The following is a 25,397-nucleotide window of genomic DNA, read 5'->3' as shown; positions in this document are numbered from 1 at the left end:
GTGCTGCGCACTCATGACGCGGGAACCCTCCGCGCAGAGCACATCGGGCAGACCGTCACCCTCGCCGGGTGGGTCGCTCGCCGCCGCGACCACGGCGGAGTCGCCTTCCTCGATCTCCGCGATCGCTCCGGCATCGCGCAGGTGGTCGTGCATGATGAGGCGGTGTTCTCGCCGCTGCGCAATGAGTTCGTCGTGCAGGTCACCGGAACCGTGCAGGCACGCCCCGCCGGAAACGAGAACCCGGAACTGCCCACCGGCGCAATCGAGGTGGCCGTGGACGAGCTGGTCGTGCTGAACACGTCCGCGCCGCTGCCGTTCCAGGTCGACGACCACGCCGAGATCGGTGAAGAGGCGCGTCTGAAGTACCGCTACATCGACCTGCGGCGCAGCAAGCCGGCCGCCAACATCCGGCTGCGCTCGGACGCGAACCGCGTCGCCCGCGACTTCCTGTACGAGCAGGGCTTCCTCGAGGTGGAGACCCCGACGATGACCCGCTCGACGCCGGAGGGCGCCCGCGACTTCATCGTTCCGGCGCGCCTCGCGCCGGGCAAGTGGTACGCGCTGCCGCAGTCCCCGCAGCTGTTCAAGCAGCTGCTGCAGGTCGGTGGCGTGGAGAAGTACTTCCAGATCGCGCGCTGCTACCGCGACGAGGACTTCCGCGCCGACCGTCAGCCGGAGTTCACCCAGCTCGACATCGAGGCGTCCTTCGTTGACCAGGACGACGTCATCGCCCTCGGCGAGGAGATCATCAAGCGACTGTGGGCGCTGATCGGCGTGGAGATCTCGACCCCGATCGAGCGGATGACCTACGCCGAGGCCATGCGCCTGTACGGCTCGGACAAGCCCGACCTGCGCTTCGGTCTCCCGCTGGTGGAGCTGAAGGAGTTCTTCAAGGACACCCAGTTCCGCGTCTTCCAGTCGCCGTACGTCGGCGCCGTCGTGATGCCCGGAGGCGCTTCCCAGGCCCGCCGTCAGCTCGATGGATGGCAGGAGTGGGCCAAGCAGCGCGGCGGCAAGGGCCTCGCGTACGTCCTGGTCCAGGAGGACGGTTCCCTCACCGGTCCGGTCGCGAAGAACCTCACCGAGTGGGAGACCGCGAACCTCGTCGAGGCCGTCGGCGCGAACCCGGGCGACTGCATCTTCTTCGGCGCCGGCGAGGCCAAGCCGACCCGCGCCCTGCTGGGCGCCGCCCGCGTCGAGATCGGTCACCGCACCGGTCTGATCAAGGACGGCGACTGGGCTTTCGTCTGGGTCATCGACGCTCCGATGTTCGAGCCCGCGGCGGACGCCGTCGCCTCCGGTGACGTCGCCGTCGGCGCCGGGACCTGGACCGCGGTGCACCACGCGTTCACCTCCCCCAAGCCCGAGTACGTCACGTCCTTCGACACCGACCCGGGCTCAGCGCTGGCGTACGCCTACGACATCGTCTGCAACGGCAACGAGATCGGCGGCGGCTCCATCCGCATCCACGACCGCGCCGTTCAGGAGCGGGTGTTCTCCGTCATGGGCGTCTCCGAGGAGCAGGCCAGCGAGCAGTTCGGCTTCCTGCTGGAGGGCTTCAAGTTCGGCGCTCCCCCGCACGGCGGCATCGCCTTCGGCTGGGACCGCGTCGTGGCCCTGCTCGCCGGTGAGGACTCGATCCGCGAGGTCATCGCGTTCCCGAAGACCGGCGGCGGCTATGACCCGCTGACCGCCGCTCCGGCGCCGATCACCGAGCAGCAGCGCAAGGAGGCCGGCGTGGACGCGAAGCCGGACGCCGACAAGGCCGACGCCGACGCCTGATCGCTTGACGAAGGCCGGGACCCGCACGGGTCCCGGCCTTCGTCGTTCCCGACGCGCGCCTGACGCCTGCGAGCTCGCTCCCAGATTCCGCACTTCGGGTGCGTTCGTTCTGCCGAACCTCAGAGCGTCCCGGACGTCGCTCTCAGGTTCGGCAGGTCGGCGCGACCGGAACTGCCGAAGGTGGGAGCGAGTCAGTAGCCGGCGAAGGCGTCGGTGACGACGCGGCGGGCACCGCGCAGCGCCGGGGCGAGCGCGGCGATCAACGCCGGCGGGCCGGACACGTAGGCGTACCGCTTGCCGAGGTCCGGCACCAGGGCCGAGAGACCGTCGGCGTCCAGGCGCGCGCCGCCCGCCCACGCCCACTGTTCGGGCAGCGGACCCGGGTCGTCCGGGGTGACGACGATCACCCGAGCACCGGTGGAGGCCAGCTCCGGGACATAGATCAGCTCGGCGGCCGACGACGCGACCAGCACCAGGACGACATCACGACGCACAGCTGCGGACAGATCCGCCCGGAGCTGGGACACCAGGGGCGTCACACCGATCCCGGCGCCGAGCAGCATGACCGGCTGCGCCGTCTCAGCCGGCAGCGTGAAGGATCCGGTGATGCCGGTGGCCCGCAGGTCCGCCCCCGGCGCCACGTCGTCCAGCGCCCGTTTGAAGGTCGACACCCGTCCGGTCGCCGGGGTCCGATAGGCGATCCGCAGATCGTCCGCGCCCGGCTCGGACACCACGCTGAACTCGCGTCGCGTGCCCCGCAGGTCCGCGCGCCGATGCGGGACCTCGAGCTCGAGGTACTGTCCGGGCGTGAAGCTGAGCGGACGCGAGGGCACCAGGGTCAGTTCCGTGATCTCCGGTGACAGCGCCCGCCGCGACCCCACCCGCAGGCGGAGCGTGCGCCGACGGTCCACGGACACCGCGAAGGCGAGGAGGTTGCCCAGCAGCAGCGCGGTCTCCGGGGCGAGGTAGGCGCCGAGCAGCCCCGGCCATCCGACGAGCACACCCACGAGAACCGCCTCCACGATCCGCCAACCGGACCGGACCGGGAGCGTCAGCGGCTCGGTCATCATGAACAGACCGAGGAACAGGATCGGTGACGAGAACAGCACCTGGAGCGCGGCGGCGACGGGATCCACCGCGAGGGAGAACTGCGCGGCCTGCACGAAGGTGAACGCGAACGAGACGGCGGCGGCCACCACGATGAAGGTCAGCGCGGTGCGCCCCTGCCCGGCGCGCAGGACCACGGCGACGCCGAGCACCACGACGGCCCCGGCCAGCAGCGGCGTCCCCACCCACCAGGCCGAGAACCCGAGCCCGGTGATCGTGACGATCGCCGCCCCGAACGCCGCCGGGTTGAACAGGTGCCGGGCGCGGAAGGCCAGAAGGTACTTCGATGCGCTCGCGACCGCGACCGCGGCGGCGAGCACGCCGAGACCCGCCGGCTCGGTCGTCGGCGCGAGCACGAACAGCAGGATCAGCGCGGTGATGAGACCGGATTCCACGCGGATCGGCCGCCGCAGGACGAGGTGACCGATGACGTCCACGACACCGACACTGACGATCAGCACGGCGGCGGAGAGCGCCAGCGCGAGCGGTTGCGCGGCGAGCTGGCCGGAGAACGACACCACGAAGGCGATGACCGCCAGCGCGATCAGAGCCCACAGCACCAGTCGGTACATGGACATCGCGCCCAGCAGCCGGAGCAGCCGGGCGCGGAGAGCGACGAGTCGCGTGATCATGTGAACACCTCGAAGGTCGTGTGTGGACCGTATTCGGCCCGGCCGTCAGTGAACATCCGCACCCAGTCTCCACCCCAGCGCGCGGCCAGCGCGGGACCGCCGTCGAAGAACAGCGCCGTGGCGAGCGCATCCGCGTGCAGGGCGTCCGGATGGACGGCCCAGGTCGCGACCACCGTCCGTACCGGCATCCCGGTGCGAGCGTCCAGAACGTGGTGCAGTCCCTCGCCCCAGGCTCGCCGGTTGGTGGCGCTCGCACACAGCGCCGCCTCGGACACGGTCACGACCCCGATCGCTCGGGTCGGGTCGTAGGGATGCTCCAGCGCGATCCGCTCGCTCGTCCCGCGCAGGATGAGGTCTCCGCTGGCGTCGACGACATGGGTGCTCACGCCGTGAGCGGTCAGGACGGCGCTGACCCGATCGACGAGCAGACCCTTCCCACACGCGCCGATGTCGAGCAGTCCCGGTCGGGTCATCGTCACCGTGTCGCCTTCGGCCCGGAAGGTCCCGCGCCAGTCGGCCGGCGCCGGAGTCGGGTCGCCCGCGCGCAGGCTCATCTCAGCGTCATAGCCGAGGGCGGTGAGGCTGCCACCGACGAGCGGGTTCACGGCGCCGCCGGTCGCGGTGTCCACCTCGTCGTAGACCTCACGCAGGAGGCCGGCCGCGGGCGCCGTCGCCGTGCCCGCCTGCTCCGCGAGCCGAGAGACCGCCGAATCCGGCCGGAATCTCGACCAGGCGCGGTCGAACGTCTCGATCTCAGCTGCCACCGCGTCGCGCACCAGCACGGACAGCGGTTCCACCGTGCTCACCCGCCACGACGTCCCGATGGCCGGGAACGCCCATTCCGCGGGCGAAGGCATCAGGAGGCGGCTTCCTGCTTGATCTCCTCGATCGCCTTGTTGAAGCCGCCGCTGGTCAGCGACGAGCCGGCGACGCGCGACACGGACAGATCGTCGATGGACTTGCCGACGACCTCGGCGGCGATGCCGCCGATGAACTTGCTCTGATACTGCTCGGTCTCGCGCTCGATCGGCTGGCCGGTGACGTCCACGGACTCCACGACGCCGTCCTTCAGCGCGACCGTGACCGTGACCGACTCGACGGTGCCGTGCGGGGTCTGGTACTGACCGTCCGCGGTGTACGAGCCGTCTTTGTAACCGGACGTGTTCTCCGCCTCGGATGACGCCGTGGGGGTCGGCGTGGTCGCCTCCGCCGTCGGTGCGGCGGCGGCGGTGGTCTGCTCCGGTGCCGCGACCGTCGGGTCCGCGTCGGCCGCGGTGCTGGCGCAACCGGCCAGGGCGAGCAGTCCGCCGACGGCGGCGAGTGAAGCGGCGATGCGGGTGTTTCGGGGGGAAACGTGGGTTGTCATAGGGGTCCTCCGGGGGGGTAGGTGACACGAAGAATCTATGACGAGCCCATGGAACGTCTCCCGGCTGCGCCTATGGGTCTGCTGTGCAACGCGCGCCACGACCCGAGCGGGTCGCGGCGCGCGGCGACGTCGATCAGGCGGCGCCGTCGAACATGCTCGTGACCGAGCCGTCCTCGAACACCTCCTGGATCGCCCGCGCGAGCAGCGGAGCGATCGGCAGGACCACAAGGGAATCCCACTTCTTCTCCGGCGGCAGAGGGATGGTGTCCGTGACGACGACCTCGTCGATGGCCTCGCACTGCAGGCGCTCGACGGCCGGGTCGGAGAAGATCGCGTGGGTGGCGGCGACGATGACCCGTTCGGCACCGTTGGCCTTCAGCGCTTCGGCGGCCTTCTGGATCGTGCCACCGGTGTCGATCATGTCGTCAACGAGGAGGCAGACGCGTCCGGCGACGGAACCGACGATCTCGTGCACCGAGACCTGGTTGGCGACCTTCGGGTCGCGACGCTTGTGGATGATCGCCAGCGGCGCGTTCAGGCTGTCCGACCACGTGTCGGCGACGCGCACGCGGCCCATGTCCGGCGAGACGATCGTGAGCTTCTCGCGATCGGCGGCGGAGAGCGTTCGCTCGAAGTAGTCCAGCAGCACCGGCTTGGCGAACAGGTGGTCCACGGGACCGTCGAAGAAGCCCTGGATCTGCGCGGCGTGCAGGTCGACGGACATGATGCGGTCGGCGCCGGCAGTGGCCATCAGGTCGGAGATCAGGCGAGCCGAGATCGGCTCACGGCCGCGACCCTTCTTGTCCTGGCGCGAGTACGGGTAGTAGGGCGCGACCACGGTGATGCGCTTCGCGGACGCGCGCTTGAGAGCATCGAGCATGATCAGCAGTTCCATGATCTGCTTGTTGACGGCACCCTCGAAGGACTGCACGACGAACACGTCACATCCGCGGACGGACACCTCGAAGCGCGTGTACAGCTCGCCGGAGGCGAACTCGCGGTGCTCGGTCGGAGCCAGCTCCGTACCGATCTGCCGGGCGACCTGGGCGGCCAGTTCCGGGTGAGAACTCCCCGAGACGACGACGAGACGCTTCTTCGTCTTCACCTCGAGGCCGGGAGCGATGTCATTCTCCCGATCGAGATCAACGGTCTTCTTCTTGCCCTTGCCCGCCATCAGCAGCCTTCTGTGCGTGTCGGGCATCGTTTGCGACCTCGGCCGCGCGTGTGCCCTGCCTGTTCTTCTCGACCCACCCCTCAACGTTTCGTTGAGGCGCGACGCTGAGCGCCAGTGCTCCGGCGGGCACATCCTTGCGGATCACCGCGCCGGCCCCAGTCTTGGCGCCCGCTCCAATCGTAACCGGCGCCACGAAGACGTTGTGCGACCCGGTGTGCACCTCGTCACCGATCTCGGTACGGTGCTTGGCGATGTCGTCGTAGTTCGCCGTGATCGCACCCGCCCCGAGGTTCACCCCGGTGCCGATCGTCGTGTCGCCGACGTACGACAGGTGAGGCACCTTCGATCCGGCGCCGATCTGGGAGTTCTTGGTCTCGACGAACGTGCCGATCTTGCCGCCCTCACCCAACTGGGTGTTGGGGCGGAGGTACGCCCACGGGCCGACCGTGGCGCCCGCACCGATCACCGCGAGATTGCCGTCGGCGCGCTTGATGACCGCGTCCTCGCCGACCTCGCAGTCGCTGAGGGTCGTGTCCGGACCGATGACGGCGCCGGTGGAGACGGTGGTCGAGCGCAGCAGGAACGTGTTCGGCAGGATCGTGACGTCCGGAGCAAGGGTCACCGTGTCATCGATCCACGTGGTGGCCGGATCCATCACCGTCACGCCCTCACGCTGCCAATGACGGACGATGCGAGCGTTGAGAACGCGGGCGACTTCGCTGAGCTGCACGCGGTCGTTCACACCCTCGGTGAGGCGCGCATCCGGCGCGATCGTCGCGGCGACGGGGGCGCCGGCAGCGCGGAGCAGGCCGATGACGTCGGTGAGGTACTTCTCGCCCTGCGCGTTGTCGGTGCCGATACGCGGCAGGGTGTCCCGCAGGGACGCGGCGCGGAAGACGTAGACACCGGAGTTGATCTCACTGACGGCGGCCTCATCGGCGGACGCGTCCTTCTGCTCCACGATGCGCGAGACGGTGCCGTCGGCGTCCCGGATGACGCGCCCGTAGCCGGTGGGGTCCGGCAGCCGCGCGCTGAGGACGGTCGCGGCGGCGCCGCTCGCGCGGTGGGCGGCGATGAGGTCGGCAAGGGTGTGCTCGTCCAGCAGGGGAACGTCTCCGGAGAGCACGAGCACGTCACCGTCGTAGTCGCCCGGCAGCGCTGCGACAGCCGCTTCCACGGCCCGACCGGTGCCCGGGATCTCGTCCTGCTCCACGATCGCCACACTCGGGAAGTGTGCGGTCAGGTGCGACACGACCGCCTCACGCTCGTGACGGACGACGACCTCGATGTGGGTCGCCTCCAGCCGCTCCGCGGTGGTGATGACGTGGCCGACGAGGCTGCGGCCGCCGATCTCGTGCAGGACCTTCGGGGTGCGCGATCGCATGCGCGTGCCCTGTCCCGCGGCGAGGATCACAATGGCGAGTTCATTCTCCGACATGCTCCGCCGCCAGGACTCGAACCTGGACCTCACAGCTCCAAAGGCTGTCGTGCTGCCATTACACCACGGCGGAAAACGGCCGAAGCCGCCGGGTCAAGTCTGCCATGACGCCCGAGCGCCCTGACGCATAATGGACCCATGGCGCCGCAGTCCGACGAGGTCGATCGCATCGTCGAGGCGTGGATGGCTCAGCGCCCCGACCTGGACTTCTCGCCGCTCGGCGTGCTGTCCCGGGTGGACCGGATCTCCAAACACGTTGACCGGGCACGGCGCGAGGCGTTCCGGCGCAGCGATCTGGAGCCGTGGGAGTGGGACGTGCTGGCCGCGTTGCGGCGGGCGGGCGATCCGTTCCAGCTCAGCCCCAAGCAGTTGCTGCAACAGACCATGGTCTCCTCCGGCACGATGACCAACCGCATCGATCGCCTGGTCGGACGCCGCCTGGTGCGCCGGGCCGCCGACCCCGGCGACGGGCGCAGCGTGCTCGTGACGCTCACCGATGAGGGGCGCATCCGCGTGGACGCCGCGATCACACGGCTCGTGGACGCCGAGGCGCACATCCTCGGGATCCTCACGCGTTCGGACCGGGACCGCCTCGCCACGTTGCTGCGCAAACTCAACCTCGAGTTCGAGACGGACTGAGCCGCGCTGCAACGAATCGGCTGCGGCCGGGGATGTCAGTGGTGAAGCCTGAGGAGGCGAGCATGACCACTGACCTCGACGACCGACTGTCGGCGTGGACCACCGAGGTGCCCCTGGGACAGCGGGGGCGTCAGCCGACCCGCCGCAGCTCTCCGGTCGGCGGGCGATGGTCCGCCTCCAGATGGATCACCGGCGTCACGGGCGCACGCCGAGCCGCCCGACGAGCACGCAGATGGGAGACCAGCCGTGAGATCCCGTCGATGACCGCTCCCAGGACGAGGGACACGGCGACCGCGACGATCGCGGCGATCACCGGCTGGTCGCCGAGCCACGCCGAGATGACGGTGCCGAGCAGCCAGCACATCCCGGCCCACATGATGCCGGCGATGAGACTGAGCGGCAGGAATCGACGGTACGGCAACCGGGTCGCCCCGGCGGTCATGTTCACCGCGACGCGACCGATCGGGATGTAGCGCGCTCCGATGATGAGGATGGCCGGCCGTGCGGACACCTGGTGTGCGGCCCAGTCCAGCGCCCGTCGCACGCGCGGCCGGCGCTGCCAGCGCCAGCGGTCGGTGCCGCACACGCGGCCGATGGCATACGCGACGCTGTCGCCGCTGGCGGCCCCCACGGCGGCCGCGGCGATCAGCGTCGCGATGAAGGCGGGATTCGCTCCGGCCCCGAGTGCCAGCGTGAGCGCGGCCATGACCGCGGTCTCGCTCGGTACCGGCGGGAAGAAGCCATCGAGCAGGCACAGCACGAACAGCACCACGGGCAGCCACCCCGACAGCCCGATACCGGCGAGCACGTGCGCCGTGTCGATCATGATTCCTCCGCCATGGCCTCAACGTTTCCAGGCAAGCCGCTGAGCCGCGTCCCTCTCCGGTAGCCGGTCGCATACCTCTGCGGGATGACATCGACCCCCACCCCGGGTCCGGGGCGGGGCGCGTCCACCGCCGGAGGCGGCGGCGGGGGCCCGGGGGGATGGTGCGATGCCGATGGCCTCCCCGCTGCCCGTGCGCGACGGGGGCGGGGCCCACCGGGTCATGATTCCTCCGCCATGGCCTCAACGTTGCCAGGCAAGCCGCTGAGCCGCGTCCCTCTCCGGTAGCCGGTCGCATACCTCTGCGGGATGACATCGACCCCCACCCCGGGTCCGGGGCGGGTCGCGTCCACCGCCGGAGGCGGCGGCGGGGGCATGGGAGGATGGTCCGATGCCGATGCCCTCCCCGCTGCCCGTGCGCGACGGGGTCGGCGCCACCCGGTTGCATCTCCCGCTGGAGGGAGCGCAGACCGTCGCTGCCTACATGGCCGATCGTTTCTCGCACCTGGACCCGGAGCGACTGCACGTGCGCTTCGACCGGGGCGAGATCGTCGCCGCGGACGGCAGCGCACTCACGCGTGAGACGCCGCTGGGCGTGCATGAATTCGTCTGGTACTACCGCGAGCCGCCCATCGAGAAGAACATCCCGTTCGCGGTGGAAGTGCTCCACCGGGATGCCGACCTCGTCGTCGTGGACAAGCCGCACTTCCTGCCGACGACTCCCGGTGGGAAGTACCTGCAGAACTCCGCGCTCGTGCGGCTGCGCAACCGCCTGGACAATGCCGAGCTGACGCCCATCCACCGCTTGGACCGCGCCACCGCCGGTCTGCTCATGTTCTCCGCACGGCCCGAGACGCGCGGCGCCTACCAGTTGCTGTTCGAGAGGCGGCGAGTGCAGAAGACCTACGAGGCGGTGTCGGTCCTGCCGCCGGACTGGGACGATTCCGCACCCGCGCTCGGGGGCGTTTCCCTCCCCTTGGTGCACCGCAATCACATCGAGAAGCTCCGCGGCACGGTGACCGTCCGCGTCGACCCCGACCGTGAACCCAATGCCGAGACGGCGGTCGAGCTGCTCGGCACCGGGGTCAGTGGCGGGACGGACGCCGGCCTGTCCGTACTCCACACGCTCCTGCGTCCGCACTCCGGACGCATGCACCAGTTGCGGGTCCACCTCGCCGAACTCGGCGTCGGCATTCTCAACGACGGCTTCTACCCGACGCTGCTGCCGGAGACGGATGACGACTTCAGCCGGCCGCTGCAGCTCCTGGCTCGGGAACTCCGCTTCACCGATCCGCTGACCGGCGCCGAGCGACACTTCACCACCCGACGCACCCTGCAGGAGCGCCCGGCGTCGAACGGGTCTCAGTAAGCCCGACGGACCAGGGGCGCGGGGTTCACCAGCCCCTGCGCGACTCCCCCGCGGCGTCGGTCGATCTCCACGAACGCGATCACGCCGGCGGCCAGCAGAACGGCGAATGGCGTCCCGCCGGCGAGCGTCACGCCACCGACCGGCACGAGTTCGCGCCCGATCAGCGCGAGTCCGTGGTGCGCGACGCCCAGCGCCACGGCGGCCTCGACGCCCCCGGTGCGCCACGTGAGCCAGCCGGCCGCCACCGCCAGAACGGCGGCCCGCACCATGCCCCAGCCTTCTTCCGCGTGCACGGCGGCGACCAGCAGCGCGGGCACGCCGTAGGCCACCCACGGCGAACGGAACGCCGCTCCGAGCAGCTGCGGCACGGCAGCGCGCAGCAGCAGCTCCTCCCCGAACACCGCCACCGGCACCAGAAGGACAGCGAGCAGGACGTACCAGATCGCGTCCGGACTGACGTGCTGGAGGGCCGGCGGGGCGCCGGTGAAGGCGTCCAGAGCGCGCGAGACCGTGAGCGTGACGGCGCCGATGCCGAGCGCCGGGCCGATCCACCGGCCGAGCAGCGGAAGGCGCAGCCGCCCGCTCACCGAGAACAGGAATCCGGACGGCAGGATCGGCACGATGCGCCGGGCCAACAGCAGCGCGGGCGCCCACGCCGCCAGAGACAGGGCCGACGGCACGAACGCCGCCCGTGCGTCCTCAGCCGGCACGAAGGTGCCGAGCGGGTCCCCGAGCACTTCGGTGAAGGTTCCCCGCACCGCCCCGACGAGCAGCAGCAGCACGGCGGTCGCGGCGAGCCAGAGCAAAGCTCCGATCAGCACGACCAGAGCGAGTCCGCCGGGCGTGAAGTCTCGACGCGAGCGGATCAGCCGGTGGAAGGGGAACCGTCCCGGAACGAGCGCAGAGCGGTCGAGGGGTCGAACAGGCATCGCGAGCCGGACGGGGTGAGGACGGGTGAGCAGGCTCATACCTCCATGTTGATGAGACTGCTCTCATTCCACATCCGTAAAAACTACCTATTCGCGGCAGTCACGGGACCTCCGGATGCGGCTCACGCACCGTCGTCACGTGCACCGCGCACGCGGATCTCCTCCCGGTCGAGGCTGGTCTGCACATCCCAGGCGACCAGGTCGTCCACGGTGCCCTCCCGGCGGAGCCGCTGCAGCAGCTCACGTTTCTCGCCGAGCATCGCCAGCGTGAGGCGCCGCAGCTCCTCGGCGTGCACGATCGGTGAGCGCGCCATGACGTCGACGTCCGTACTGGCGGCGATCAGCCGGAGGCCTGATCCCTCCGGGGTGCTCGCGGGGCCACCCCGCACGGGCAATCCGACCACCGCGCCTTCGACCCGCTCCTGCTGGCGCTGCAGCGAGCGCGCATTCAGCAGCTCGAGCTTCTCATAGCCCTGCCGGCGCGCACGGTCGCGCACCTCGGCACTGACGCCCTCCCGCTCGGCGATGTCATCGAGTGCGGCCAGCGCCGCGCCGGAGAGCACCCGCTGGGCGAGCTCGGTCTCCTCGTCAGCGACCGTGTCAGCGGGCAGTCCCGCCCAGCGCACCACCGCCGGCAGCAGCGGTCCCTGCAGCAGCAGCCCGATCACGATCACTCCCGCGGTGATGAAGACGATCTCATCTCTGCCGGCCAGCGGTGCACCCGACTGCGTGGTCATCGGAACCGACAGCGCGATCGCCAGCGAGATGGCACCGCGGAAGCCGGCCATCGTGCTGACCAGCCGCGCACGGTGGCGGGGACCGGAGTGTCCGGTACGTCCGGCCAACGGCACCGAGAGCAACTGGAACAGGTAGCGCACTGCGAACAGCACCACGACGGTGGCGAGGGTGACCAGCACCAGCCAGGGCAGCTCGCTCGCGTTGATCTCGCGCACCACGAACTGAACCTCCAGCCCGATCAGCACGAACAGTGCGCCGTTCAGCACGAAGGTCCCGAACGAGAGCGTGGAGCGGGCCTCGATGCGCGACTCCGGCGTGGTGACCTGCGGCGAGACGACCGCCACGATGAGCCCGGACACGACGACGGCGAGCACGCCGGAGGCCCCGATGAGCTCGGCGAGGAGGTAAGCGGCGAAGGGCACGATCACCAGCGTCAGGTTGATCGTGATGGTGCGTTCCATGCGGCGCAGGATGAGCCACGCCAGTGCCGCGATCACGGCTCCGGCGAGAATGCCGCCGAGGTAGGAGTCGATCACCGTCCAGGTCACGGACAGCGGTGTGACATGAGCGCCCGTCGCGAGGGAGACGGCGATCGCGTAGATCACCAGCGCGGTGCCGTCGTTGGTCAGGCTCTCCGCCTTCAACTTCATGAACATCCGCTGCGGGAGGAGGCGCCCGAGGGCTGCCACGGCCGTGGCGTCCGGCGGCGCGACGGCGGCGCCGAGCAGCAGAGCCGCCTCCCACGGCAGACCCATCCAGGTTGCGACGCCCGCGACGGCGAACGCGGTGACCAGGACCAGGAGGGTCGACATCGGCAGGATGTAGCGGAAGTCCCGCCGGATGGCGCGCAGCGACGTCGTCAGGCTCTCCCAGAACAGCATGATCGGCAGGAACAGCAGCAGCACCGTCTCCGGCGGCAGCTGGATGTCCCGCAGGGCGGGGACGAATCCGAGCAGCAGGCCGATGATCAGCAGCACCAGCGGCGCGGCCAGGCGCAGCTTCGGCGCCAGAATCGTCCCGACCAGCACGGCGACCCCGAGCAGGACGGTGACCTCGAGACCTTCCACGGCATACCTCCGTCCGCGCGCCGCGATGGCGCTGTCGGAGGAACAGTGCCGGCCTGCGGTGGCATTCCCGATCCTCGCACTGTCCGCTCCCGGCGAACAGGCCCGTCCACAACCCGTCCCCGACCGCGGACGTGCCCCCCCAGGACAGAGCGACGCCTCGGATTCTCCAGGCGTGCGAACGAGGCGGCGCGACGGTTCAGTGGTGGAAGAGACGCAGACCCGTGGCGACGTGAAGGATGTCGTGCTCCTCGGCAGCGGCGCGAACCTCGTCCGAACGGACGGAACCACCGGGTTCGATCACGGTGGAGACGCCGTACTCGGCGGCGTGATCGATATTGTCGCGGAACGGCAGAAACCCGTCCGAGACCAGCGTGACGCCGGCGAGTCCGGCGGCCCACTCCTCGCGCCAGCCCGGTTCGTCGTAGCGCCGCACCATCTCGGACCCGAACAGTCCACCGAATTCCGCGAGCTGTCGCCCGGTCATCTCGCGACCGGCGAACCGGATCTGCCAGTTGAGGCGGTCCTGCCTCCGCATTCCCGGCACCATCGGGAGCTCGCGGACGAACGGGTGGCGCCGCAGCCACCAGATCCGCGCCTTCGTGCCTGCCAGACGGACGCAGTCGACGCGATTCTGCTGACCGGCACCGATGCCGATCGCCATCCCGTCCCGCACGAGTGCGACCGAATTCGACTGCGTGTAGCGCGCAACGACCATCCCCAGAAGGGCATCAACACGCGCCTCACCTTCGAGACCGGACGCTGCGGGCAGCGCCGCTGCGAGGTCCGCCGCATCGCGATCCTGTTCGATCGTCGCCCCGAGCACCTCCCGACGTTCGCGCGTCGGCTGAGGTCCCCGGGCATCGGACTCGAGCAGCAGGAACCGCCCGGCTCGCTTCCGCGTCAGCGTTGCGACCACGCCCGGTTCGAATCCCGGAGCGATGAGCGCGTCACAGATGACGGAACGGAGGAATTCCGCGGTCGTGGCGTCCACGGGCCGGGACAGAGCCACGACATCCCCGAAGGAGGACTTCGGATCGGCGTCGCGGGCACGAAGGTACGCGGAGCACAGGTCCTCGTCGCCGCCCGTGCCCCAGTCGTCCGCCGCCGTCGCGTCCACGACGCCGGCAACAGCCGCGCCCGCGGGCGAGACGTGCTTGAACGACGCAGCTGCCGGCCGCCCGGTGAGCTCGTCGGCCTCGCGCACCAGAGCCGCAGCGTTCAGCGCGTCGAGGAGGTTGATCAGTGACGGTTCACCATTGCGGATCCGGGGTCCGCCGCTGATGAGCTCCGCTCGCTGGTGGGGGTTCATTCCGTAGCGCATGGGCACTCCCTGTCGATCCGGTCGCAGGGCACCCAGGCGGTCGATGCCGAAGAACGCGCTCCCCGCCGGTCACCCGGCCTCGCCAGTCGCGAGGTCCACAATAGCTCGTGAGCTGCGTGCGACCCCACAGCGCGGACGCGCCCGACAGCGGAATGTGCGGTTCATCCACGACAGCGGGTGTCAGCCCGGGGGACGCAGACGCAGGTAGAGGGTGAGTTCCTGGGTGAGGGAGCGCGGAAAGTCGTCGGCCAGGTTCGGCAGGCGCAGCGGAATGTGGTCGACCAGGTGCTCCACGAGTTCGTCCCACCCGGACTCGCCCGCAACCACATCCAGAACGACTCCGTCGAAACTGCGGAAGACGAGCATCCGACGCGCCACGGCGTGGCCGCTGAACTCCGCGGTGACCTGGGCGAGGTCCCGCCACCGGATGGCGCGGCCATAGGTGTCCGAGATGCCGTCTTCCGTGAGGTCGACGTGCATGTTGGCGTCAATTCCGAACATCACCATGGCCACTCCCGATCGTCAGCCGTGCGCGTACAGGGTCAGCACCTCGCCGGTGCGCAGCAGGGCGAGGGCGGTGCCGAGGTCCGGAACCGTCACCGGCAGACGATCGGCCAGACCGGTCACGAGGTCATCCCAGCCGGACGCTCCCTCCGCGGTCTCGATCTCGGTCCCGTCCAAGCCCGTGAAGGTGATCGTCGGCACGCGCTGCGTCATGTGGTCGACCGTGGTCGCCGTCACTGCGGCCACCTCGAGCCACGGGATGTCGCCCGCGAGGGTGTCGGCGATGCCCGTGTCGGTGAGCCGGATGACCATCAGCCGAGCTTCTCCGCGAGCTCCAGCCACTGCATCTCGAGCTCGTCGGCCTCGTCCTCCCAGGCGGAGATCTTCGCCATCCGCTCGCCGAGGGCGACGTAGTCGGCTTGGTCCATGTCCGCGAGCGCGTGCTTGGCGTCGGCGACCGTGCGCCGGAGCTTCTGGACGCGACGGTCCAGGGCCGCCATCTCCTTCTCCGCCTCGCGCGCCTCCTTGCCGCTGAGCCCGGGGGCGGCGGACGTCGTGGCGGCGGGCGCGGAACCGCCGGACCGCTCGGTCGCACGACGCCGCAGGTACTCGTCCACACCGCCCGGCAGGTGGCGGAGGTGTCGATCGAGGATCGCGTACTGCTGGTCGGTGACGCGCTCCAGGAAGTACCGGTCGTGCGAGACGACGATGAGGGTGCCGGGCCAGCTGTCCAGGAGGTCCTCGAGCGCGGCGAGCATGTCCGTGTCGAGGTCGTTCGTCGGCTCGTCGAGGATCAGCACGTTCGGCTGGTCGAGGAGGATCAGCAGCAGCTGCAGGCGGCGCTTCTGCCCACCGGAGAGGTCCTTCACCGGCGTGGACAGCTGGGCGGACGAGAAGCCCATGCGCTCCAGCAGCTGCCCCGGGGTGAGCTCGGTCGCCTTGGAACCGGTGCCGAACGAGTACGTCGTGCGGAGGCGTCCGATCACGACGCGGACGGGGTCGTTCAGGTGCTCGTCGAGCTCGTCCATCCGCTGCGTGAGCGTGGCGACCTTGACGGTCGTGCCGCGCTTCACGCGACCGGACGTGGGCTCGACGGTGCCGGAGATGAGGCCGAGGAGCGTGGACTTACCCGCGCCGTTGACGCCGAGCACGCCGGTGCGCTCGCCCGGAGCGAGACGCCATTCCACGTCCTGCAGCACCGTCTTGTCGCCGTACGTGACCCCGGCGTCGAGGAGGTCGACGACGTCCTTGCCGAGGCGGGAGACGGCGAGCGAGGCCAGCTCTGTCTTGTTGCGGATCTCCGGGACGTCCTCGATCAGCGCGTTCGCCGCGTCGATGCGGAACTTCGGCTTGGACGTGCGGGCCGGAGCGCCACGACGAAGCCAGGCGAGCTCCTTGCGGGCGAGGTTCTGCCGCTTCGCCTCGATGGACGCCGCCTGCCGGTCGCGCTCGACGCGCTGCAGGATGTACGCCGCGTAACCGCCCTCGAACGGCTCGACGATGCGGTCGTGGACCTCCCACGTGTAGTTGGCGACCTCGTCCAGGAACCACCGGTCGTGGGTGACGATCAGCAGGCCGCCCTGGTTCGCGGGCCAGCGGCGCTTGAGGTGCTCGGCGAGCCAGGCGATGGCCTCCACGTCGAGGTGGTTCGTCGGCTCGTCCAGGAAGATCACGTCGTGATCGCCGGAGAGCAGATGCGCGAGTGCGACGCGGCGGCGCTGGCCACCGGAGAGGTCACCGACGCGGGCGTCCCACGGGATGCCGTCGAGGAGTCCGCCGATGACGTCGCGGATCTTCGCGTCGCCCGCCCAGACGTGCTCGTCGGTGTCGCCGACGACGGCGTGGCTGACGATCTCGTCGTCGGCGAGCTCGTCCTGCTGCTCCAGGACGCCGATGCGGGTGCCGCCGCGGACGGTGACGCGGCCGCCGTCCGGTTCCAGGGTGCCGGCGAGCATCGCGAGCAGGCTCGACTTGCCGTCGCCGTTGCGTCCGACGATGCCGATCCGGTCGCCCTCGTTCACGCCGAGAGAGACGGAATCGAACACGACCTTGGTCGGGAATTCCAGGTGCAGGGCCTCAGCCCCGAGAAGATGTGCCATCGCTTCCAGGTTACGGGGGTCTGGGGGTGTCTCGCTTCCGCCGCCGTGACGGCGTCGGGGTGCCCGGGATCGGGCGGGCTCCGGGGCGCGGTTGCCGGGGTGGGGGCGCTTCTCGTTCGGTGGTTTTGTATCGTTCGGCGCGATCCGTTCCGGCGTGGTTTGGTTCTTCGGCTTAAGACGGTGAGAGACGGGTTCGGTTTCGTCGCCGGGTCGCGTCCTGAGGTGGTCACGTGCTCTGCGAGCGTCAGCGCGTCGAAACGGTCTCCGCGGGTCGCCCCGTGAGCGCCAGCGAGGCGAGTGGCGGGTGCAACAGCGACGCGGACGGAGCTCTCCCCGGACATCACACTCGCCGCCTCGAGGCCGCCGCGACGCGCGGGCCCGTCGGAGACCATGCCCCCGTGGGGTCGATCCATCCCGGTGGACGGACTTCCGGGACGCCGTCATGCATCCTGATCGTCCACTCCATGCGGTCGATGAAGCGATGATGGTGCCAGCAGATGAGGACACCGTTGTCGACAGTGGTCTTGCCGCCCTTGGCCCAGTCCCTCACGTGGTGATATTCACACCACCGTGCCGGAGTGTGGCACCCCGGAATCACGCACACCCGGTCCCTGTGGGCGATCGCGCGGCGCTGGCCCGGAGAGAAGAGCCGACCACCCTCCGTCAACGTGATCAACCGACCGTTCGCGGCTGTCGTGACGCGCTGGATGGTGCCACAGCATCCGACATGCTCCGCCGTCGCCACCGGGACGGGAACATCGGTGCCGGTGCCATCAGCACCGGGGACCGACGCCCACCCCTCACCGGACGCCAGCGTCGACTCCTCGACATGGACGACCAGGACCGGCGCGCACGCGGAACTCAGCGGCAGGTCCGGGACGTTCGCGACCGCGGCAAGGATCACGCCGAGCGCATCGTGGTTGCGTTGCGCCATCGAGCGGACATCGGCGGTTTCGTCGGATTCGTCCGAGGGGCGGAACTTCACGCCCGCGGGCGTTCCGTGCGGGTTGTTGATCGCATCCAGGTGGACGGCGAGCCATCCCGCGACTTCGGGCATGAGCTGGCCGCTCACCGGCACGAGCCCGTTGCGCTTGACCCCGATGCGGAGGGCGCGGCCGGTCATGGCACGCTCCTCCTCATCGTCGGCACCGGTCACGTCGAGCTCCGTCGCCATCCGAAGGGCGACGTCGCGGAGCGTGTCGCACATCACCGGAGTACCGGTGCACATCACCGGAGTACCGGTGGTCGTGGTGAGGGCGGCGAGGGCTTCATCGACCTCGACCAGATCCGCCGGTGCGACGCGGTCCGTGATCTCCCGCAGGGTCCGGGTCGCCGCTTCGAGCCCGTCGGCACCGATGGCGCCATGGGTGAGTGCGTCGCGCAGGGCGGGGAAGTCCGCCGGCCTCTCCTCACCCGACGCGAGAACCCGAACCGGCTTGACGACCGAAGCCAGCCGGCTCCACCGCTTGACGGTGGTGGGGGCCGCACCGGTGACGCGTTGCATGACCTCGTTCGCCGACCGGCAGTCGGATGCGATGTCGAATCGCTCCGCCGTGGTCGAGCGGCGGTCGACGATTCCGGTGGTGATGATCGCGGCCGCTTCACCCTGACGAAGCAACTCACCGACCCCGATCGCGAAGCCGAGAATGTCTTCCCGCTCCGCGTCATCGAGGGCTCCGGACGTGAGGACGGAACGGAGGTCGGCGACGGCGTGAGCCATCGATTCCCGAGCCCGTTCCATCGTCGTGTTCATAACCCATATTTTACGCCGGGGCGCCGACATTCGTCATTGAATACCCCCGGCTGTGGATGGATTTCGGCCTGTGGAGATGAGGTTTCTCTCGCCCCGATTCCGGCACGCATCTCACACGGTTTCGTTTCGCAGGCGCTCGCTCAACGACCCGAGCAGCGGGGCAGAACCGGTGCCGCCCACGCCCCACCCATCGCCCACACGAATTTCGCAAAGTGCGCCGCATTCCCTCCGGAAGCCGGAGGCGAGCCTGCGTCGAGATCGCACCGTCCACGTGTCCGTCTCAAGCCGCAGGAAACCCGACCACCTCCTGAACGCACCGCGCGTCGGGACCTTCGCCGCCGCCAACCACAGTCACCGGCGCCGCCCCTGGCGCGCTGGCTAGGCTGGAGAAGTCCGCGTCGAAAGGATCCACCATGCCCACGCCCCACATCTCCGCCGCCGAGGGCGACTTCGCTCCGGATGTGCTCATGCCCGGCGACCCGAAGCGCGCGCGCCGGATCGCCCAGACCTTCTTCGACGATGCCCGCCTGGTCACCGATGTCCGCGGCATCGAGGGCTGGACCGGAACGTGGGAGGGCCACCCGATCTCCGTGATGGCCAGCGGCATGGGCCAGCCGTCGATGTCGATCTACGCCACCGAGCTCATCCGCTTCTACGGCGTGAAGCGCCTGGTCCGTGTCGGCACGGCCGGCGGTATGGCCGACGAGGTCCAGCTCGGCGAGGTCGTGATCGGTTCCGCCGCGCACACCGACTCGTCCATGGCGGACTTCCGCATTCCCGGCGTCCGCTTCAGCTCGGTCGCCTCATTCGACCTGCTCGAGCGCGCCGTCGCCACCGCCCGCACGAAGGGCATCGCCCACCGCGTCGGCACGCTGTTCAGCTCCGACACGTTCTACAGCGACCGTCCGGAGCAGACGCGCGGCCTCATCGATTACCACACGCTCGCGGTCGAGATGGAGGCCGCCGCGCTCTACGGCATCGCGATGCGTGAGGGCGTGCAGGCACTCGCCGTCTGCAACGTCAGCGACCACATCATCCGGGGCGAGGAGATGGATTCGGACGAGCGCGAACGGCGCTTCGAGCCGATGGTCCAGGTCGCGCTCGGCGCTCTCTTCTCCTGACCTGTCGCTCCCCCTGGCGACACTTCTGCGCCGGCGGAAGTGTCGCGGATGGGAGCGACGTCGGGGTTGCTCTCGCTCGCGACACTTCCGCCCCCGCGGAAGTGTCGGGAGTGGGAGCGTCACCAGGCGGTGGGGGCGTTGTAGCGCAGCAGCGCGAGGCCACCGTCCTCGCCGCCGTGCTCCTCATCGCCATAGCCGAGCGTCGTGATCGTGGCGTTGCCGACCACGGGGAAGAAGTTGCGGTACCGGTCCAGCGGCTCGGCGAGGATGCGGCACAGCAGCATGCGCAGCAGCGTCGCGTGGGTCACCACGAGAACATCGCCGTCGTACACGTGCGCGAGCTCCTCCAGCGCCGGCAACGCACGATCCACGGCGTGCTCCCCCAGCTCGCCTCCGGGTAACGGACTGGTCGCCGGAGCCATCTCGAAGGCCGCCCGCGCAGCGCCGAAGTGCGCGGTCATCTCCGTCGGTGTCATCCCCTCCGCCTGACCGAAATCGAGCTCCCGCAACCGCGGGTCGACGACGAGCTCCACGCCGAGCGCGGTGGCGGCGGGTTGCGCGGTCTCCCGAGCGCGGGACAGGTCCGAACTCACCACCGCGGAGATGCCGACGCGCACGGCCCACTTCGCCAGGTCCCGGGCCTGCTCATGACCGAGCTTCGTCAGTCCGATGTCGCTGACCCCGGCGTAGCGATTCTCGGCGTGCCAGATGGTCTCCCCGTGTCGGGCGAGATGCAGTGTCCCCATGCGGACACTCTCGCACGTCAGAGCGCTCGGAGTCAGTACCAGAAGCTCAGCCGCGGCGTCACACGGGAGCGGAACAGATCGTCGACGGCATCGAGGTCGGTGGCCTCGAGCCGCCCGGCCGCCGCGAGCGTTCGGGCGCGCACGCCGCCGAGGTAGAGCGATCCCAGTTCCGTGACGCCGAGGGTCAACCGCGGCGCGTCCGGTGCCGTGTACCCGACCTCCACCCGCCCGATTCCGGACGCGTCCACCCGCAAGGTGTATTCGCCGGTCGCGAATCCGAGAGGATCGGCCACGCTCAGCACCAGCTCCCCCGCCGCCGGGTAGGTGCGCGCTTCCAGGGCCGCGACCACGTCCAGAATCCGGACGTACTGGTGATCGAGCACGGTCACCGTCGCGGCCCGCTGGTCGCCGAGCATCCAGCGCAGCGATTCGTCGGCGGCGAGCTCGTGAGCCGTGACGGTCGCGACGAGGTCGAGCTCCAGCAGGAACCGCCACAGCGCCGCGTACGCATCGTCCGTCGCGGTGGCGAGGAACTCGACCGTGACCTTGTGCTGCGTCTCGTCGGCCGCGCCGGCCACCGTGTAGGCCACGAGCCCCTGGACCTCACCGGCATCGTCGCGGTGCTGCACGACGCGCAACTCGGTCGCCTTCTCGGCGTCGGCTTCAGTGCGCGGCAGGTGGAGCCAGTGCCCGGACGGCCCCTGCGCCTCACCGGGCGTCCGACGGCGGACACGTTCGTGCAGGATCGGCGCCACTTCCCCGAGTCGCTCGCGCGAGATGAAGTCGAGCCGACCGGACGTCGTCGGCCCGGTCCACCGCACCCGTCGAGTGTCGATGGTCCACGACGCCGCCTCAGCGGCGGCCCCGAACCCGAAGCGCGGGTATATCGTCGACTCGGTCACGGTGAGCATCGCGACCGGGAAGCCGGCCGCCACCGCCTCGCGCAGCGCCCCGCTCATGAGCGAGCGCAGGATGCCGCGCCGCCGATGCGTGGGGGCGACGGTGACGGAGCTCACCGCGCACGCGTCCACGACGAGCTCTCCCGGAACGGTCAGCTCGGACGCCCAGGTGGCGAAGGTTCCGACGACCTCGCCCGGGGCCTCGGCGAGCGGATCGCGCACGATGGTGCGCCGCCGGTAGCCGACCCTCGCGCCCCGGACCGCTTTGTGCTCCGCCGTGTACTCGCCGCCGTGGAACCCGCGCCGGACGGCCTGGTACCAGGCCTCCGTCGCCGCGGGATCCTCGGCAAGCTGCAGCTCGAATCCGGCGGCGGCGAGCTCCGCGACGGCCGTGGGGTCCAGCGGCGACGTGCGATAGCGTTCGGGGTCCATGCGGGCTCCTTCTCGGCGGTCAGCTGATGATGCGCGCGCCCGCCACGGGCCCGTGCGCGACGATGGCGGTGTGGTCGTCGGCGGTCAGGGTGGCGGCCACGGAGGCCGCGTCGTCCGCGTCCTCGCACAGCAGGGCGATGGTGGGCCCGGACCCGGACACGATGCCGGCGAGGGCGCCCGCGTGCAGTCCGTCCTCGATCGTCTCCGCGAGCGCGGGCTTGGCCGACAGAGCGGCGGCCTGCAGGTCGTTCTGCAGGGCCTCCGCGAGGCGACGCGGGTCGCCGCTGCGCAGCGCGTGCAGGATCTCGACGTCCACGCGCGGGCGCACCGGGACGATGGGCAGGTCCGCCCGGTGCCGCGTGCGCAGCTCGTCCAAGCCGCGGTAGACGGCGGCGGTGGAGAGCCCGTCCGGGCGCGTGACGAGAACCCAGTCGAAACGGCCCTTGGTCAGCGCGGCGCTCAGCTCATCACCGCGTCCGGTGCCGACGGCCGCGCCGCCGTGCAGAGCGAACGGCACGTCCGCCCCCAGCGACGCCGCGATCGCGTGCAGCCGCGCGGGCCCGAGTTCGGTCCCCCACAGGGCGTCGCACGCGACGAGGGTCGCGGCCGCGTCAGCCGATCCGCCGCCCATGCCGCCGGCGACCGGAACGCCCTTGCGGATGTGCAGGTGAACGCCGTCACCGTACAGCTGACCCGCGTCCGCGATCGCGAGCGCGGCCTGCATCGCCAGGTTGGTCTCATCCAGCGGCACGCCGGAGACGTCGACGTCGCCCTCCACGGTGATCTGGAAATCGCGTGCGGCGGTCGCCGTGACGTCCTCGTACAGCGAGAGGGCTTGGAACGCCGTCGCGAGCTCGTGGTACCCGTTCGGCTGCAGCTCCCCCACTCCGAGGTAGAGGTTGACCTTGCCGGGAGCCCGGACCCGTACGCTCTCGCTCACAGGTCCGACGATCCCGCCCACGGATTGACGTCCATGTCGTTCGCGTGCGCGTCGATCGCCGCGAGTTCCGCGTCGTCGAAGGGTGCACCCTCCAGCGCGGCGAGGTTCTCATCCAGCTGCTCCGGACGGGACGCACCGATCAGCGCGGACGCGACCACCGGGTCGCGCAGCACCCACTGGATCGCCAGCTGCGCGAGCGACTGCCCACGCGCGGCGGCGATCTCGTTCAGGGCACGCAGCCCGGCACGATCCTTCTCGGTGGGCTGGCCGACGAGGCGGGCCTGCGTGCGGTGGACGTCACCGGTGCCGAGGTACTTGTTCGTCAGGAGCCCCTGCGCGAGCGGCGTGAACGCGATGGCGCCCAGTCCGTCACGGCGCAGGACGTCCGTCAGGCCGTCCTCGATCCAGCGGTTCAGGACCGAGTACGAGGGCTGGTGGATCACCAGCGGCGTGCCGAGTTCACGAGCGGCGGCGACCGCGGCCGCGGTGCGCTCCGCACTGTACGAGGAGATGCCGACGTACAGCGCCTTGCCCTGGCGGACCAGCGTGTCCAGCGCTCCGACCGTCTCCTCGACCGGCGTGTCCGGGTCGGCGCGGTGGGAGTAGAACACGTCGACGTAATCCAGTCCCAGGCGCTGCAACGAGGCGTCCGCACTGGAGATCAGATACTTGCGCGTGCCGAGATAGCCGTACGGCCCGGGCCACATGTCCCAGCCGGCCTTCGAGGAGACGATGAGCTCGTCGCGGTAGGGGCGGAAGTCCTCCCGCACCATCCGGCCGAAGTTCGTCTCGGCCGACCCGTAGGGCGGGCCATAGTTGTTGGCCAGGTCGAAGTGCGTGATTCCGGAGTCGAACGCGTGGCGCAGCAGCGCGCGCTGGTCATCGAACGGGACGTTGTCGCCGAAGTTCCACCACAGTCCCAGCGAGACGGGCGGCAGGTAGAGCCCGGACGTGCCCACCTGACGGTAGCCGCGGCCGTCGTAACGGTCCGCGGCAGCCTGCCAGGGGCGGTGGGTGTCAGGGACTCCGGGGAGGAAACGGGGGTTCTCGCTCACCCGTTCAGGCTATCGGCTGCCCAGCGAGCACGGGACCCATCCCGTGCGTCAGGCCAGTGCGCGCGCGATGCGGAGGTAGTCCTCCACGGTGAGGTTCTCACCGCGCAGGGTCGGGTCGACGCCCGCGCGCTCCAGGACCTCGGACGCCGCCGCGGCGCTGCCGCCGAGCACGCCGGACAGAGCCTGGCGCAGCATCTTGCGACGCTGATTGAACGCGGCGTCCACGATCGCGAACGTCGCGAGACGTTCGGCCTCGGTGCCGCGCGGTTCCGGGTCGCGACGGAAGCCGACGAGCACGCTGTCGACGTTCGGCACGGGCCAGAAGACCTGGCGCGACACGGTTCCGGCCAGGCGCCACGCGCCGTACCAGGCGGCCTTCACGCTGGGGCTGCCGTAGATCTTCGAGCCGGGTGCGGCGGCCAGGCGCTCCCCCACCTCGGACTGCACCATCACGACGCCGCGCTGAAGGTGATCGAAGGTCTCCATGAAGTGCAGCAGCACCGGGACGGAGACGTTGTACGGCAGGTTCGCCACCAGGACGGTCGGCTCGCCGGGCAGCTCGTCCACGCGCAGCGCGTCCGAGGTGATGACGGTGAGCGCGTCCTCCGGGACGCCGTGCGCGGCGGCGGTGGACGGCAGGTGCGCGGCGAGACGCTTGTCGATCTCGACGGCGGTGACGCGGGCGCCGGTCTCCAGGATCGCCAGGGTGAGCGAGCCGAGGCCCGGTCCGACCTCCACGACATGCTCGCCCGCGCGGACGTCCGCGGCCGTCACGATCTTGCGGACCGTGTTCGCGTCGACGACGAAGTTCTGCCCCAGCTTCTTGGTGGGGGTCACGTCGAGTTCGGCGGCCAGGCGACGGATCTCGGCGGCGCCGAGCAGGGTGACGGTCACGGTCCTCCTTGGATCAACCTCCAGGTTACCCGGCGCGACCGGCCCGCCCGTCCGACCGATCCGGCTTTCGCGGTCGCCGTCGGTCCGGTCGAGGCCGGGTGGGCGAGATGGACCGGATCCGGACGGCCACCAGGGCGCACGTGAGCACGGCCGCACCGCCGAGCACCGTCCATCCGGACACCGTCTCGCCGAGGAGCAGTGCGGCCCAGCCGATGCTCAAGACGGGTTGCAGGAGCTGGATCTGGCTGACCTGCGCGAGCGGTCCGATCGCGAGACCGCGATACCACGCGACGAAGCCGAGGAACATGCTCACCGAGCCCAGGTAGGCGAAGCACAGCCATTCCGTGGGCGTGGCGACCGGCGGGCGATCGCTCACCGCCACGATGGTCAGGACCAGCATGACGGGCGCTGCCACCACCAACGCCCAGGAGATCGTCTGCCAGGCACCGAGGCTCCGGGACAGGATGCCACCCTCCGCGTACGCCAGCGCGCACACCGCGACCGCGGCGAAGAGCAGCCCGTCAGCGAGCTGGACGCGGCCGAACCCGCCCCCACCCGCCACGGCCACC

The 25,397-nt window shown here is 70.3% G+C and carries 23 protein-coding genes, 1 tRNA gene and 1 riboswitch; of the genes, 4 read left to right on the top strand and 20 right to left on the bottom strand.

Features of this window, described 5'->3' with window-relative positions:
- Positions 1-1,782, top strand: coding sequence for an aspartate--tRNA ligase (gene aspS, locus BN1193_RS05920; RefSeq protein ID WP_040164845.1), 1,782 nt, complete (start codon positions 1-3; stop codon positions 1,780-1,782).
- A 191-nt stretch (positions 1,783-1,973) separates the two neighbouring features.
- Here aspS and BN1193_RS05915 read toward each other — a convergent pair whose 3' ends face one another.
- The 6 genes from BN1193_RS05915 to BN1193_RS05890 form a co-directional block, all read right to left on the bottom strand.
- Entirely contained in the window at positions 1,974-3,521 is a 1,548-nt protein-coding gene (locus BN1193_RS05915) for a ferredoxin--NADP reductase (RefSeq protein WP_040164843.1), read from the bottom strand.
- Positions 3,518-4,378, bottom strand: coding sequence for an FAD:protein FMN transferase (locus tag BN1193_RS05910; protein ID WP_040164842.1), 861 nt, complete (start codon positions 4,376-4,378; stop codon positions 3,518-3,520). The genes BN1193_RS05915 and BN1193_RS05910 overlap by 4 nt, the downstream gene beginning before the upstream one ends.
- Entirely contained in the window at positions 4,378-4,887 is a 510-nt protein-coding gene (locus BN1193_RS05905; protein ID WP_040164840.1) for an FMN-binding protein, read from the bottom strand. The genes BN1193_RS05910 and BN1193_RS05905 overlap by 1 nt, the downstream gene beginning before the upstream one ends.
- 133 nt (positions 4,888-5,020) lie before the next feature.
- The gene (locus BN1193_RS05900) at positions 5,021-6,061 is read right to left on the bottom strand and encodes a ribose-phosphate diphosphokinase (protein WP_040164838.1); all 1,041 of its coding nucleotides are present in this window, start codon (positions 6,059-6,061) and stop codon (positions 5,021-5,023) included.
- Positions 6,030-7,499, bottom strand: a complete 1,470-nt coding sequence (gene glmU / locus BN1193_RS05895; RefSeq protein WP_040164837.1) for a bifunctional UDP-N-acetylglucosamine diphosphorylase/glucosamine-1-phosphate N-acetyltransferase GlmU — start codon at positions 7,497-7,499, stop codon at positions 6,030-6,032. Before glmU ends, BN1193_RS05900 begins: the two co-directional genes overlap by 32 nt.
- 1 nt (position 7,500) lies before the next feature.
- Positions 7,501-7,572 (bottom strand) — tRNA-Gln (locus tag BN1193_RS05890).
- 65 nt (positions 7,573-7,637) lie between these two features.
- On the opposite strand from BN1193_RS05890, the gene BN1193_RS05885 reads away from it, so the two are divergent.
- Positions 7,638-8,138: a MarR family winged helix-turn-helix transcriptional regulator gene (locus BN1193_RS05885; RefSeq protein WP_040164836.1), complete on the top strand. Its 501-nt coding sequence runs from the start codon at positions 7,638-7,640 to the stop codon at positions 8,136-8,138.
- 130 nt (positions 8,139-8,268) lie between these two features.
- Here the strand turns inward: BN1193_RS05885 and BN1193_RS05880 are convergent, their stop codons facing one another.
- Positions 8,269-8,964 carry a DedA family protein gene (locus BN1193_RS05880; RefSeq protein WP_052460490.1) on the bottom strand — a complete coding sequence of 232 codons (696 nt, stop codon included), beginning with the start codon at positions 8,962-8,964 and terminating at the stop codon, positions 8,269-8,271.
- Positions 8,965-9,352: 388 nt separating this feature from the next.
- Here BN1193_RS05880 and BN1193_RS05875 point away from each other — a divergent pair, with 388 nt between their 5' ends.
- Positions 9,353-10,330, top strand: a complete 978-nt coding sequence (locus BN1193_RS05875) for a pseudouridine synthase (protein ID WP_040164832.1) — start codon at positions 9,353-9,355, stop codon at positions 10,328-10,330.
- Here BN1193_RS05875 and BN1193_RS05870 read toward each other — a convergent pair.
- The 7 genes from BN1193_RS05870 to BN1193_RS05840 all read right to left on the bottom strand — a co-directional run bounded on the left by BN1193_RS05870 (position 10,324) and on the right by BN1193_RS05840 (position 18,741).
- Positions 10,324-11,298: a CPBP family glutamic-type intramembrane protease gene (locus BN1193_RS05870; protein WP_040164830.1), complete on the bottom strand. Its 975-nt coding sequence runs from the start codon at positions 11,296-11,298 to the stop codon at positions 10,324-10,326. The genes BN1193_RS05875 and BN1193_RS05870 overlap by 7 nt on opposite strands.
- A gap of 83 nt (positions 11,299-11,381) precedes the next feature.
- On the bottom strand, positions 11,382-13,064 hold the full coding sequence (locus BN1193_RS05865; RefSeq protein WP_040164829.1) for a Na+/H+ antiporter: 1,683 nt from the start codon (positions 13,062-13,064) through the stop codon (positions 11,382-11,384).
- 196 nt (positions 13,065-13,260) lie between these two features.
- The gene (locus BN1193_RS05860; protein WP_141396632.1) at positions 13,261-14,385 is read right to left on the bottom strand and encodes a 5-aminoimidazole-4-carboxamide ribonucleotide transformylase; all 1,125 of its coding nucleotides are present in this window, start codon (positions 14,383-14,385) and stop codon (positions 13,261-13,263) included.
- 23 nt (positions 14,386-14,408) lie between these two features.
- Positions 14,409-14,485, bottom strand: a riboswitch (ZMP/ZTP riboswitch).
- Positions 14,486-14,565: 80 nt separating this feature from the next.
- Entirely contained in the window at positions 14,566-14,892 is a 327-nt protein-coding gene (locus BN1193_RS05855; RefSeq protein ID WP_040164824.1) for a hypothetical protein, read from the bottom strand.
- 15 nt (positions 14,893-14,907) lie between these two features.
- On the bottom strand, positions 14,908-15,201 hold the full coding sequence (locus BN1193_RS05850) for a hypothetical protein (RefSeq protein WP_040164823.1): 294 nt from the start codon (positions 15,199-15,201) through the stop codon (positions 14,908-14,910).
- On the bottom strand, positions 15,201-16,988 hold the full coding sequence (locus BN1193_RS05845; protein ID WP_040164821.1) for an ABC-F family ATP-binding cassette domain-containing protein: 1,788 nt from the start codon (positions 16,986-16,988) through the stop codon (positions 15,201-15,203). Before BN1193_RS05845 ends, BN1193_RS05850 begins: the two co-directional genes overlap by 1 nt.
- Positions 16,989-17,328: 340 nt before the next feature.
- Positions 17,329-18,741: an HNH endonuclease signature motif containing protein gene (locus BN1193_RS05840; protein WP_040164819.1), complete on the bottom strand. Its 1,413-nt coding sequence runs from the start codon at positions 18,739-18,741 to the stop codon at positions 17,329-17,331.
- Between the two features lie 413 nt (positions 18,742-19,154).
- Here BN1193_RS05840 and deoD point away from each other — a divergent pair, with 413 nt between their 5' ends.
- The gene (gene deoD, locus BN1193_RS05835) at positions 19,155-19,862 is read left to right on the top strand and encodes a purine-nucleoside phosphorylase (protein WP_040164817.1); all 708 of its coding nucleotides are present in this window, start codon (positions 19,155-19,157) and stop codon (positions 19,860-19,862) included.
- Between the two features lie 119 nt (positions 19,863-19,981).
- Here the strand turns inward: deoD and BN1193_RS05830 are convergent, their stop codons facing one another.
- From BN1193_RS05830 to BN1193_RS05805, 6 genes are all read right to left on the bottom strand, one after another.
- Positions 19,982-20,608 (bottom strand): histidine phosphatase family protein, encoded by a 627-nt coding sequence (locus tag BN1193_RS05830; protein ID WP_052460488.1) that lies wholly within the window; start codon positions 20,606-20,608, stop codon positions 19,982-19,984.
- A gap of 32 nt (positions 20,609-20,640) precedes the next feature.
- Positions 20,641-21,939 carry a GNAT family N-acetyltransferase gene (locus tag BN1193_RS05825; RefSeq protein WP_040164815.1) on the bottom strand — a complete coding sequence of 433 codons (1,299 nt, stop codon included), beginning with the start codon at positions 21,937-21,939 and terminating at the stop codon, positions 20,641-20,643.
- Positions 21,940-21,958: 19 nt separating this feature from the next.
- Positions 21,959-22,879, bottom strand: a complete 921-nt coding sequence (locus BN1193_RS05820; RefSeq protein ID WP_230206427.1) for a 4-(cytidine 5'-diphospho)-2-C-methyl-D-erythritol kinase — start codon at positions 22,877-22,879, stop codon at positions 21,959-21,961.
- Positions 22,876-23,934 (bottom strand): aldo/keto reductase, encoded by a 1,059-nt coding sequence (locus tag BN1193_RS05815; protein ID WP_040164813.1) that lies wholly within the window; start codon positions 23,932-23,934, stop codon positions 22,876-22,878. Before BN1193_RS05815 ends, BN1193_RS05820 begins: the two co-directional genes overlap by 4 nt.
- A gap of 48 nt (positions 23,935-23,982) precedes the next feature.
- Entirely contained in the window at positions 23,983-24,828 is an 846-nt protein-coding gene (gene rsmA / locus BN1193_RS05810; RefSeq protein WP_040164810.1) for a 16S rRNA (adenine(1518)-N(6)/adenine(1519)-N(6))-dimethyltransferase RsmA, read from the bottom strand.
- 25 nt (positions 24,829-24,853) lie between these two features.
- The coding region (locus tag BN1193_RS05805; RefSeq protein WP_141396631.1) for a DMT family transporter at positions 24,854-25,397 on the bottom strand (544 nt) is incomplete at its 5' end.

The organism is Microbacterium gorillae (assembly GCF_000826185.2).
Classification (GTDB): Bacteria; Actinomycetota; Actinomycetes; order Actinomycetales; family Microbacteriaceae; genus Microbacterium; species Microbacterium gorillae.
The sequence above is the reverse complement of the archived record's forward strand: the minus strand, read 5'-3'. Positions and strand labels throughout refer to the sequence as shown.

Excerpts from the sequence above, each read along its gene's own strand:
- BN1193_RS05825 (WP_040164815.1), bottom strand. The coding sequence starts at position 21,939 with ATGGACCCCGAACGCTATCGCACGTCGCCGCTGGACCCCACGGCCGTC.
- BN1193_RS05830 (WP_052460488.1), bottom strand. The coding sequence starts at position 20,608 with ATGGGGACACTGCATCTCGCCCGACACGGGGAGACCATCTGGCACGCC.
- BN1193_RS05845 (WP_040164821.1), bottom strand. The coding sequence starts at position 16,988 with ATGGCACATCTTCTCGGGGCTGAGGCCCTGCACCTGGAATTCCCGACC.
- BN1193_RS05915 (WP_040164843.1), bottom strand. The coding sequence starts at position 3,521 with ATGATCACGCGACTCGTCGCTCTCCGCGCCCGGCTGCTCCGGCTGCTG.
- glmU (WP_040164837.1), bottom strand. The coding sequence starts at position 7,499 with ATGTCGGAGAATGAACTCGCCATTGTGATCCTCGCCGCGGGACAGGGC.
- BN1193_RS05855 (WP_040164824.1), bottom strand. The coding sequence starts at position 14,892 with ATGGTGATGTTCGGAATTGACGCCAACATGCACGTCGACCTCACGGAA.
- BN1193_RS05910 (WP_040164842.1), bottom strand. The coding sequence starts at position 4,378 with ATGCCTTCGCCCGCGGAATGGGCGTTCCCGGCCATCGGGACGTCGTGG.
- BN1193_RS05905 (WP_040164840.1), bottom strand. The coding sequence starts at position 4,887 with ATGACAACCCACGTTTCCCCCCGAAACACCCGCATCGCCGCTTCACTC.
- BN1193_RS05860 (WP_141396632.1), bottom strand. The coding sequence starts at position 14,385 with ATGCGCTACGGAATGAACCCCCACCAGCGAGCGGAGCTCATCAGCGGC.
- BN1193_RS05900 (WP_040164838.1), bottom strand. The coding sequence starts at position 6,061 with ATGGCGGGCAAGGGCAAGAAGAAGACCGTTGATCTCGATCGGGAGAAT.
- BN1193_RS05875 (WP_040164832.1), top strand. The coding sequence starts at position 9,353 with ATGCCGATGCCCTCCCCGCTGCCCGTGCGCGACGGGGTCGGCGCCACC.
- BN1193_RS05880 (WP_052460490.1), bottom strand. The coding sequence starts at position 8,964 with ATGATCGACACGGCGCACGTGCTCGCCGGTATCGGGCTGTCGGGGTGG.
- BN1193_RS05850 (WP_040164823.1), bottom strand. The coding sequence starts at position 15,201 with ATGGTCATCCGGCTCACCGACACGGGCATCGCCGACACCCTCGCGGGC.
- BN1193_RS05870 (WP_040164830.1), bottom strand. The coding sequence starts at position 11,298 with ATGAGCCTGCTCACCCGTCCTCACCCCGTCCGGCTCGCGATGCCTGTT.
- deoD (WP_040164817.1), top strand. The coding sequence starts at position 19,155 with ATGCCCACGCCCCACATCTCCGCCGCCGAGGGCGACTTCGCTCCGGAT.
- BN1193_RS05885 (WP_040164836.1), top strand. The coding sequence starts at position 7,638 with ATGGCGCCGCAGTCCGACGAGGTCGATCGCATCGTCGAGGCGTGGATG.
- BN1193_RS05840 (WP_040164819.1), bottom strand. The coding sequence starts at position 18,741 with ATGAACACGACGATGGAACGGGCTCGGGAATCGATGGCTCACGCCGTC.